The organism is Marivivens marinus, from assembly GCF_035969385.1.
Classification (GTDB): Bacteria; Pseudomonadota; Alphaproteobacteria; order Rhodobacterales; family Rhodobacteraceae; genus SELP01.
Genome location: NZ_JAYKKJ010000008.1, coordinates 182,049 through 191,795 on the forward strand (window position 1 = coordinate 182,049; position 9,747 = coordinate 191,795).

5 protein-coding genes are annotated in these 9,747 nt (G+C 62.0%); 3 read left to right on the forward strand and 2 right to left on the reverse strand.

Features of this window, described 5'->3' with window-relative positions; all coding sequences use genetic code 11:
• Window positions 1–14: 14 nt before the first annotated feature.
• From U3648_RS13535 to U3648_RS13545, 3 genes are all read left to right on the forward strand, one after another.
• Entirely contained in the window at window positions 15–1,139 is a 1,125-nt protein-coding gene (locus U3648_RS13535) for a polysaccharide biosynthesis/export family protein (RefSeq protein ID WP_420859763.1), read from the forward strand.
• 171 nt (window positions 1,140–1,310) lie between these two features.
• Window positions 1,311–3,986 (forward strand): hypothetical protein, encoded by a 2,676-nt coding sequence (locus tag U3648_RS13540; RefSeq protein WP_420859764.1) that lies wholly within the window; start codon window positions 1,311–1,313, stop codon window positions 3,984–3,986.
• Window positions 3,987–4,062: 76 nt separating this feature from the next.
• Window positions 4,063–5,016 carry a glycosyltransferase gene (locus tag U3648_RS13545; protein WP_420859765.1) on the forward strand — a complete coding sequence of 318 codons (954 nt, stop codon included), beginning with the start codon at window positions 4,063–4,065 and terminating at the stop codon, window positions 5,014–5,016.
• On the opposite strand, the gene U3648_RS13550 is transcribed toward U3648_RS13545, so the two are convergent.
• Entirely contained in the window at window positions 5,013–7,313 is a 2,301-nt protein-coding gene (locus U3648_RS13550) for a glycosyltransferase (protein WP_420859766.1), read from the reverse strand. The two genes, U3648_RS13545 and U3648_RS13550, sit on opposite strands and share 4 nt — an antisense overlap.
• Before the next feature lie 252 nt (window positions 7,314–7,565).
• The gene (locus U3648_RS13555) at window positions 7,566–9,500 is read right to left on the reverse strand and encodes a polysaccharide biosynthesis protein (protein ID WP_420859767.1); all 1,935 of its coding nucleotides are present in this window, start codon (window positions 9,498–9,500) and stop codon (window positions 7,566–7,568) included.
• Between the last annotated feature and the right edge of the window lie 247 nt (window positions 9,501–9,747).

Here is a 9,747-nt window from a genome sequence, read left to right on the forward strand (position 1 = left end):
TGAAGGTCTGCGAGATGCCCAGTTTGGTTCGGTTGCTGTTTGTCACAACGGTTTGCGCCGCCTTGGCCGCTTGCGGGGCGCTGCCGCGCGGTGCTGGCCTGCAAAGCGAGATCATCGCCGCCGGATCGTCGGACCAGTCAGCGCCGGTTGGGTATGCCGTTGCATCGGTAACGCGGGCAAACCTGGCGACCTTTGCGGATTGGCCGGATGGCAGTGCACAACGCAACAACTGGATTGGCCGTGTCCAGCAGCCCGCGAACAGGATCATCGCACCCGGCGACACCCTTCAGATCGTGGTGTGGAGCGCCGAGGATGGCGGGCTATTGAATGCGCCAGGACAGCGGCAGGTCTCCCTGCCCGACATCCGGGTTTCCCCGAACGGAGAAATCTTCCTGCCATTCGTCGGCGCGCTGCGCGTTGCAGGCATGAGCCCCGAACACGCGCGGTCCCGGATCGAGGAGAAGTATATCGACGTCTCGCCATCGGCGCAGGTGCAGGTCAATCTGGTCGAGGGGCGCCAAAGCACAGTCAGTCTTGTCGGCGGGGTCGGGTCCCCCGGGGTCTATCCGCTGCCCGATACGGACTTCACCGTTATGGGTTTGATTGCGCAGGGGGGCGGTGTGGCCACAGGGCTGTCCAACCCGCAGATCCGGCTGCACCGGGGAGGGCGGATCTACGGGACCTCCGTCGGCCGTATGATGGACAACCCATCGCTGGACACGACCCTTGTCGGCGGCGACAAGGTCTTTGTCGAGGAGGACGACCGATACTTCCTGTCTCTTGGGGCCGCCGGGTCCGAAGCGATCCATCCCTTTACCAAGGACCGGGTCACCGCGCTGGAAGCGCTTTCAATTGTCGGCGGCGTTTCCGACAGCCGGGCCGACCCTCAGGGCATCCTGATCCTTCGGGAATACCCGCAAAGTGCCGTCCGGGCAGATGGTCGTACCGGACCCTCTGATAGCCGCATGGTGTTTACCATAGATCTGACCAGCGCAGACGGCCTGTTCAGCGCAGGTCGCTTCCCGCTTCAGTCGGGTGACCTGATCTATGTCACGGAAAGCCCTGTGACAGCCGCGCAGACCGTGTTCGGCCTGATCGGCAGTGTGTTCGGACTCGCAAATCAGGTCAGTTCAAACTAGGCAGACGACCATTTTTGATCCGCTATGACCGCCACCCGGCGGCCATGAACCTTGCGAATTTTCGCAAAGCGCCACCGGGCTGCCACAATGCCCTGACCCGCCGTTAACCCCCACCAACGCACCTTCGCCTTGGGTGAAAAAGTTGTGGGTGGTCGACACGTGTTCCAACATGTGCAGACACTTTCTGGTATGGACGATCCGATGGTCGTCGCCGTGGCCGATATGGCCGGGGCGATGACGCCGGATGGACGGCCTGTCGTCTGGACGACGACCCGTGGCGGCGAAGCGGGGGCGGCAGCCTTTGTGCTGAATGCGGACGGAACGCTGACGCAGTTGGACGCCATCGCCCTGTCGGGCGCAACGACCGCCGGGTCGATCCCTTCCTTGGAAACCATCACTGTCGGAGGAACGGCGCACGCCCTGATCGCCGGAGCAGGCACCAGCACCGGCGCCGTGGTGTTCCAAGTCGCTGCGGATGGCGGGCTGGGCAATGCGGTATCGCTGACTGGCACCGCCACCCTCCCTGACGGATTGACCGCGATCGCCTCGTCGCAAGTTGCCGGGGGTGTCTGCCTGTTCGTTCTTGAACCGGGCGCGCAAAGCCCGACGATCCTGCTGCTGGAAGAGGACCCACCCAGCGGAATGCGGATCAGCCAGACCGCGACCGGCAACCGGTCATTCCTTGAAGGCGGCGAACCCGCGCCGGGACTGACAACCATGGCCATGGCGATGGTCAACGGGCAAGAGGTTCTTATCGCCGCTGGAAGCGGGGGCGCAACAGTCCAAAGCTTTCTTGTCGGGCCAAGCGGATCACTGACCGCCACCACCAGTGAGGCCGCCGCCGATGGCCCGGGCATCGGTGACCCGGCGGCCATTGAGATTATCACTGTTGGCGGGGCGACCTATGCCCTGATCGCGGGGGCCACCAGCGGAACGCTGAGCCTGTATCAGGTTTTCGACGATGGCACCTTTGCGCTGTCCGACCACATCATCGACGATCTGGGCACCCGGTTCGGCGGCACCAGCGCGCTTGACACCCATACGATTGACGGCCGCACCTTTGCAGTTGCCGCCGGGAACGACATGGGTCTGTCGCTGTTCGAAATCCTGCCCGGCGGCATGATCTTTCACCACGGATCAATCGAAGACACGGTCGATATGGCCCTGACCGAAATATCGGCGCTGTCCCTATCCTCCGCTGACGGTGCGTTGCAGATTGTGGCCGCGGGGGGCGGCACCCAGGGGCTGACCTGGTTGTCGGTCGACCTTGGCGGGCTTGGTTCGGCCATCACGGGCAGCATGACGAACGAAACCTTGCTTGGCACGTCAGAGGCAGATCTTCTGTCCAGCATCGGCGGCAACGATTACCTTTACGGCGGGGCTGGCAACGATGTCTTGCAGGACGGGTTGGGCGTGGACCGGCTTACCGGGGGGGCTGGCGCCGATGTCTTCGTGTTCGGCTGGGATGGCGGTTCGGACATGATCCTTGATTTCGACCCTGCCGAGGATCGGATTGACCTGTCGCATTGGCCATTCCTTCGCAATCTGGGGCAACTGGGATTTCACAGCCGGGATTTTGGCGCGGTCATCACCTATGGCGACGAACATCTTGTCATCTATACCGCGGACGGGTCGCCGCTGACCGCTGACCAATTGGCATCGGTCGTGGACTTCGGGCCTGCACACTATCACCCAAGCTGGCTGTCGTTCTTCGATATCGAACCCAACCCTGACCCCGTGAACGACCCGACGATCTACGGCAGCAACGGCAATGACACGATGATCGGGGACGTCGGCATCGACCACTTTGATGGGTTGGGGGGCAATGACAGCATTCAGGGCAAAGCAGGGGCGGACACGATTCAGGGGGGCGACGGACATGACACCCTGGCCGGGAACGCCGGCAGCGATGTGATCCTGGGCGGCCCCGGCGATGACATTATCCAAGGCGGGATCGGCTGGGATGAAATCTTTGGTGGCGCAGGGAACGATGTGATCAACGGAAACAACGGGCTGGACACTCTGAACGGTGATCTGGGCGACGACGACCTGTTCGGCAACTTCGGTTCAGATACGATCTTTGGCGGCGCAGGGGACGATATCATCGAAGGTGGCAAGGGCGCCGACCTTCTGTATGGCGGCGCCGATCACGACATCCTGTCGGGCAACGAAGGATTTGACGTGATCCATGGAGACGGGGGCAACGACAGCCTGTCTGGAAACGCAGGTAGCGACGAAATGTTCGGTGGGGACGGTGCGGATATCGTCCAAGGCGGCATCGGGGCCGATACGATTTGGGGCGGAACCGGTGATGACACGCTGGAAGGCGGTTCGGGCCGCGACAGCCTGTTTGGCGGCGACGGATCGGACGTGATCGAGGGCGATGCCGGCCACGACCTGATCTACGGAGGGGGCGGGAACGACATTCTTTATGGCGGCACGCAGTTGGACACGATCTTCGGCGGCGACGGGGACGACTACCTGTCAGGTGGCAGCGGGCAGGACACTTTGTCTGGCGATGCCGGGAATGACGAACTTCGCGGCGGCGGCGGCGACGATACCCTTGCTGGCGGGGTGGGGGACGACATTCTGATCGGCGATGTCGGTGCCGATGTGTTTGTCTTTGACGGAGGCAGCGATCACATCCTTGATTTCGAAGACAACCGCGACACGATCCTGTTTGATCCGGCCCTTTGGGGCGGGGGGGCACTGACACCGCAACAGGTTCTCAGCTTTGCCTCGATCGTGCTGGAAGGGGTGGTTCTGGATTTTGGTGCGGCAGGAAGCCTGACGCTGGACGGTGTCTATTCGTTTGACATCCTCTCGAACGACATCGGGTTGATGTAGGCGTGGGATTGCGCCCCAGGGCATCGCCCGACATAACCGATGGAACGACCCTTCGTGATGACCAAGGCGAGCCTGCGTGACCGATCCCGAATTCCTTGTCCTGATGGCGACCTGCAACGGTGCAGCACGGATCGACCGGCAGTTGGCGTCCTTGTCCCGTCAAACGGTTTCCAGTTGGGCCCTTCGGGTCGGAGACGACCAGTCCTCTGATAACACAATCAACCGGATCACGGCCTTTGCGAAGGACAATCCGGGCCGGGTTGAAAGCGTCGTCGCCATGCCAGGCGGTGACCTACCCCATGGGATCGGACGCGCCGCCCGCAACTTCCTGACCTTGCTTGTCCAAAGCCACGACCGACCCGACGCCCTGATCGCCTTTTGTGATCAGGACGACCATTGGTATCCGGACAAGCTGGCTCGTGCTGCGGCCGCACTGACGGGCCACGACGGGCCTGCGGTCTATGCCAGCAGCTTCCGCCCGACGGACGACAGGTTGCGCCCCCTGGGGCGACCGGCCGTCTTTCCGGCGGGGCCGTCCTTTGCAAATGCGCTGGTTCAGGGGGTCCTGTGCGGCAATACAATCGTGGCCAACCCGGCGGCGGCGGACCTGCTGCGCCGAACGGCCACCGCTGCGATCAAGGCCGGGGTTCCAAGCCACGACTGGTGGATCTACCAGGTTCTTGCGGGGACGGGTGCGGCCATTATCGTCGATCCGACCCCGACGCTGGACTATGTCCAACATGGCGGCAACCTGATCGGGGTACATCGCGGGCTTGCCTCGCGTCTTGCCCGGACAAGGCTGCTGCAAAATGGGACCTACCGGGGTTGGCTTGATGCAAATGAGCGGGCCCTTCTTGCGGTCGCCGAGGTTTTGACCCCGGCGGCCCGCGAAACCGCGCTGGCCTTCGCCAAGGCCCGACAGGACGGCCCGCGCAGGACCTCGGACGCGATCCGCGCGCTTGGCCTGCACCGGCAGACGCGGGCGGGAACGATGGCGCTCTGGCTTGCCGCGCGTCGGGGGTGGCTTTAGCCGATAATGGTTTCGGCCAGTCGGGTGGCCAGCGTCGCTGTTGGTCCAAACTTGACCGGGTGGCCATTGTCGGCGCGGTTCACCGCCGCCCCCTGCGCCCCGATGTCAAATGCATAGACCGGCAGGCCGGTGGCCAGGGCCTCGTGCGTTGTGTAGGAAAACGTTTCGGGCCAAATGGACGGGACCAGCCATTCGGTAATCCCGTAGCGCTGTACGAGGTCGGGAAGGTCGCAAACATCGTAGGTTCCGTTCACCGTTATCCGGGATGGAATCGCATAGCTGGGATCAACATTACCGATCACGACAAGGCTGATGTTCTTTGCGGCCAAGGCCGCGCCAAGCGGCGCGATCAGGCCCGCGCCCTTTTGCGCCCCGATATTGCCCAGGACAGCCACGGTCCTCGTGTCGGTGCGCGGTGGATCGACACGGGGAACCGGGCGGCGCATTTCGTGGGGTCGGCACCGCACCTTGCCGGCAAGTTCGGGCCAGACCGCGAGAACATGGCCCATGCTGTCGTTGGAAAACGTGACAACCTCGGTCGCGGCCTTCATGACCATCCCCCAACGGCCTTGCCAGTCTGCCAGCGTGATCACCTGGCCAGAGCCGTCGCGCAACGTATGGGCTATATCGGTTGACGTTGGACCAAGCGGGGTTCCGCGATAGGCACCGTCCGCATCCAAGAGGTTGTAGGACGGGGAGATTGGGAAGAAATCATGAAACAGGATTTCAAGCCGATCCTGCCGGTCCTTGACGAGCCCCAGCAGAAACGCGGGCAGTTCGGCTGGCGCCTGATCCCCGACCGCGCAATTGTAGACCACGTGACGGCGCGGAAGCAGCGACATCGCCCGCGTCACGAAATCAAGATCATCGGTCGCAACAGAAGTCTTTGCCCCACCGATCCAAAGTTCGACCTGGACCCTGTTGGGGCCACCAAACCGCAGGACGACAGCGGTTCCATCTTTTTCGATCCGGTCCGTCAGATAGTGATCGGCCCCGCCCCCCATCCAATGGGCGATGTAGACGGGGACCGGGCGGGTGGCATCGCGCCCTGCCCAACCCAACGCAGCGATGAACCGGACAGTTGCCATCGGGTCGGTCTGGATAAAGCTTTGGACCTCGGCGTCGTAGGTGGGATAACGATCCTGGATAATGCGGTGGTTTGCAGCGACCAATCCGGCCTTGGCATCAGCACCAAAGCTTTCGCCGCCGACATGGCCCACGAACAGGTTGGGGGCTGCAACATGTATGCCCCCCATGGACCTGGCACGTTGGCACCAATCCACTTCTTCGCCGTAGCCCCGCCCGAACGCATCGTCCAAGGCAGGTATCCGCCGCAGCCACGACCCGGAGATGGCCATGCAAAAACCGACCCCGGTCGGCACCTCCAAAAGCGCTGCTTGTCCATCAATGTTGCGCGCAACCGCGTCAATTGAATCGACATCGGCGGATGCGATCCCGGTACGTTTGCAGATGACCGGGACGGTAAAGATTTCCGCGTCATTGGACAGCGGCGTCACTGTCGCGACAGAGGCCGCAGCCTGCAAAGGTGCAAGCAATCGACTGGTCCAACCCGCAGGAACCAGCGCATCGGAGTTGACGAGGATTGCATGATTTCCGCGTTCGACCGCACGGGCCAGTCCCTTGTTGACGCTGCCGATAAAACCAAGGTTTTGATCGTTTTCGATCAGTTCAACGCGACCCTGCCAGTCGGCGGGAACCGTTTCGGCCCAATGCTGCAGAAAAGGGCGGACACGCGGATCGGTTGACTGATCCTCGACCACCACCAGTTGGGCATCGACGTCGGTGTGCCGGATCAGCCGCCCAAGGGTATCGGGCAGCAGATCGAACGCATTGTAGACCGGAACGACGATGGTCACCGGCCCGGCCTCTGCGATTGGGGCGGGGCGGGGTTGTGACGGCAGAAAGTCGACCTGTGCCAATTGTGCGGGCGCATGGGCCGAGAACCCCAGGCGTTCTTTCACCCGCGCCTTGTGGCGCGGGTCACGGGTCGCCAACCAAGACAGCGCCGCTGGTCCGGCCCGGCAGGCATCGGCAAGGAACCGCAGCAAGATAGAGGCGCTGGGACGGCGCGGCAGAACGAGGGGAACCGGATCAGCATCCGCGCCAAGTTCAAGCCCCGGCGCACCGGGGTGATACATCAGCCCGCCAAGACCCCCAATCGTCAGATCGAAACCGACCCGGGGGTTACCGCCCGTTCGCCGCGCGACGTCTTCGCGCAGAAGGCGCGGCGCCATTTCCACGGCCGTCCCCAGATAGCGCAGGGAAACCTTGTCCACAGCGGCCCAGCCCGCCACACGTAAGCGCCCGTTATTGTACGTGATGACGTCGACATAACCGATCGGCGCCCCATCCCGCGACCAAAGCGGAAACGGGCGGCCGGTCAGCACCTCGTGGCGGAGCCGATACCTGCGGAACAATGAAAGCACCCGCCCGAACACGATCCCTCCCGAGTCTATGCGCGAACTACCGTTAACTGAGTAGGAGGACGGTTCCAACCGGTTAGGCGCCGTCAGATGCGGAGCCGTGTCTTAGTTCCCGAAATCTATCCGGTCGATCGGGCCAGAGACTGTCGGGATGGCATCGCCGGATGCAGCCGGGCGCTCGCGCCCAAGCCATCGTTGAACAGCCTTCACGACCGTGTCGCTGTCCAACCCTTCGGACGCCTTCGAAATCGTTCGGATCAGAGAGGCGAATTCAAGCTCGGACATTGGGGGCTCTGCCACACGCAGGATCTTTTCATGTGGGGTTTTGTCGATACTGACATCGACAAGAAGATCCTCGTGCAGCTTCTCGCCCGGCCTAAGGCCAACCACTTCGATCCTGATATCCCCTTCGGGGTTCAGGGTATCCCGCACCGAATACCCGGCATGTTCGATCATTTGGCGCGCAAGGTCCTGGATCCGGATCGGCTGGCCCATATCCAGAACAAAGATATCGCCACCCTCGGCATATGTCGCGGACATGAGGACGAGCCGGGCGGCCTCGGAAATGGTCATGAAATAGCGGGTGACGTCCTCGTGGGTGAGGGTAACCGGCCCCCCACGGGAAATCTGTTCCTCGAACAACGGGATGACCGATCCGGACGACCCCAGAACATTGCCAAAGCGCACAATCGAAAACGTCGTCCCGCTTTCCTTGCCCGATAGGTCTTGGATGACGTTTTCGGCCAGCCTCTTGCTTGCGCCCATGATGTTCTTGGGCCTGACAGCTTTGTCCGTCGAAACCAGAACAAAGTTTGCGACCCCTGCATCCAAAGCGGCCTCTGCCACAACCTTGGTGCCGATCACGTTGTTGACGAGGCCCGAAACCGGGTTCTCTTCGACCATCGGGACGTGCTTGTAGGCCGCGGCGTGGAGTATGACGCAAACGTCATGAACGTGAATGGCGCGGGACACCGCGACCGGATCGGTCACCGACCCCAGAACCGAAACGACCGTTGTTCCGGTCATCGCGGCAAGATCACGCATTTCCCTGTCGACCTGATACAGCGCGGCCTCGCTTACATCGAACAGGACCAGCCTCGTCGGCTGGCACAACAGCAACTGCCGACAGAGTTCCGATCCGATCGACCCGCCTGCCCCGGTGATCATGACCGACTGCTCCCGGTAGATAGAACAGAGGCTGTCATCGTCGCCACAGTTCAACCCGTCTCGGTTCAAGTAGGCCGAAGGGTCAAGTGCCTCGATCTTTTCCAGGATCGGGCCATTTCCGACCAGCGCGGCAAACGAGGGCAACATTCGGACATCGCAACCAAGCGCCGAAAGCTGTCGGGCGATCCGCGTTTGCTTGGCCCGACCGATGGAGGGCATTGCAAGGACCACACGGCTGATTCCACGCTCCTTGATCACGCTTTCAATACGGACGGACGGATAGACGGCCAACCCCGCAATCATCATGCCGTGCAACGTCGGGTTATCGTCTACAAAGGCGACAGCGACGACGTTGGGGTCATGCTGAAGGGCTCTTACCATTTGCACCCCGGTCTGGCCTGCCCCGTAGATCAGAACCTTGGTTCGGATCTGCCCCTGCAAGTTGATCAGGTTCAAGATCTCGCGCATCAAAAGCCGGGTTGTCACCACACTGATGGTCAGGATCATTGTAAAGGCGATGATCGTTCTCGCGGTCAGGCCATTGTCACCGAGGACGGACGAATAAGCTCCGGTCGTGAGCCCGACCAGCGCGGCGAAGCCAACAGTTCGAAGGATCGCCTGCCGCTCAAAAGCGTTCAGTTTGATCCTCGGCAATTCCAGCGCCACGGAATAGGCGGCGCCGGATATCAGCGCGGTCAAGAGGATCGGCGACAACCCCTGCCCCGCAAATATCCCCGCTGCCCCTGCAATCTCGCGGGTCAGGAACAATGCGCACAGAAACGAAGTCGGAATGAGCGCAAGGTCGACAAGAAGCAGGATAGCCTGCTTCTGCCATCGTTCCAGTTCAGAGATCTTTTCGCTAAGCCTGATCACCGATGCCCCATCCCTTTGCAGGCACGTCGGTTGCTATGCCGGTCTGCGCCCCGCTCGAACAAGAGAGCACAAGGAAGGCAAATTTGCAATTTACAGCTGCATAGCTTGCCGGACATTGCGTGTTCTTGCCAATCGAAGCCGCCGTTCATTCGGCACCTCCCTTGGCATGTGCCAACCCGCTGAGGTATTTGCCGTATCCGTTTTTGCCGAACCGTGCGGCCCGTTCGGTCAGGTCTTCGCGCGTGAT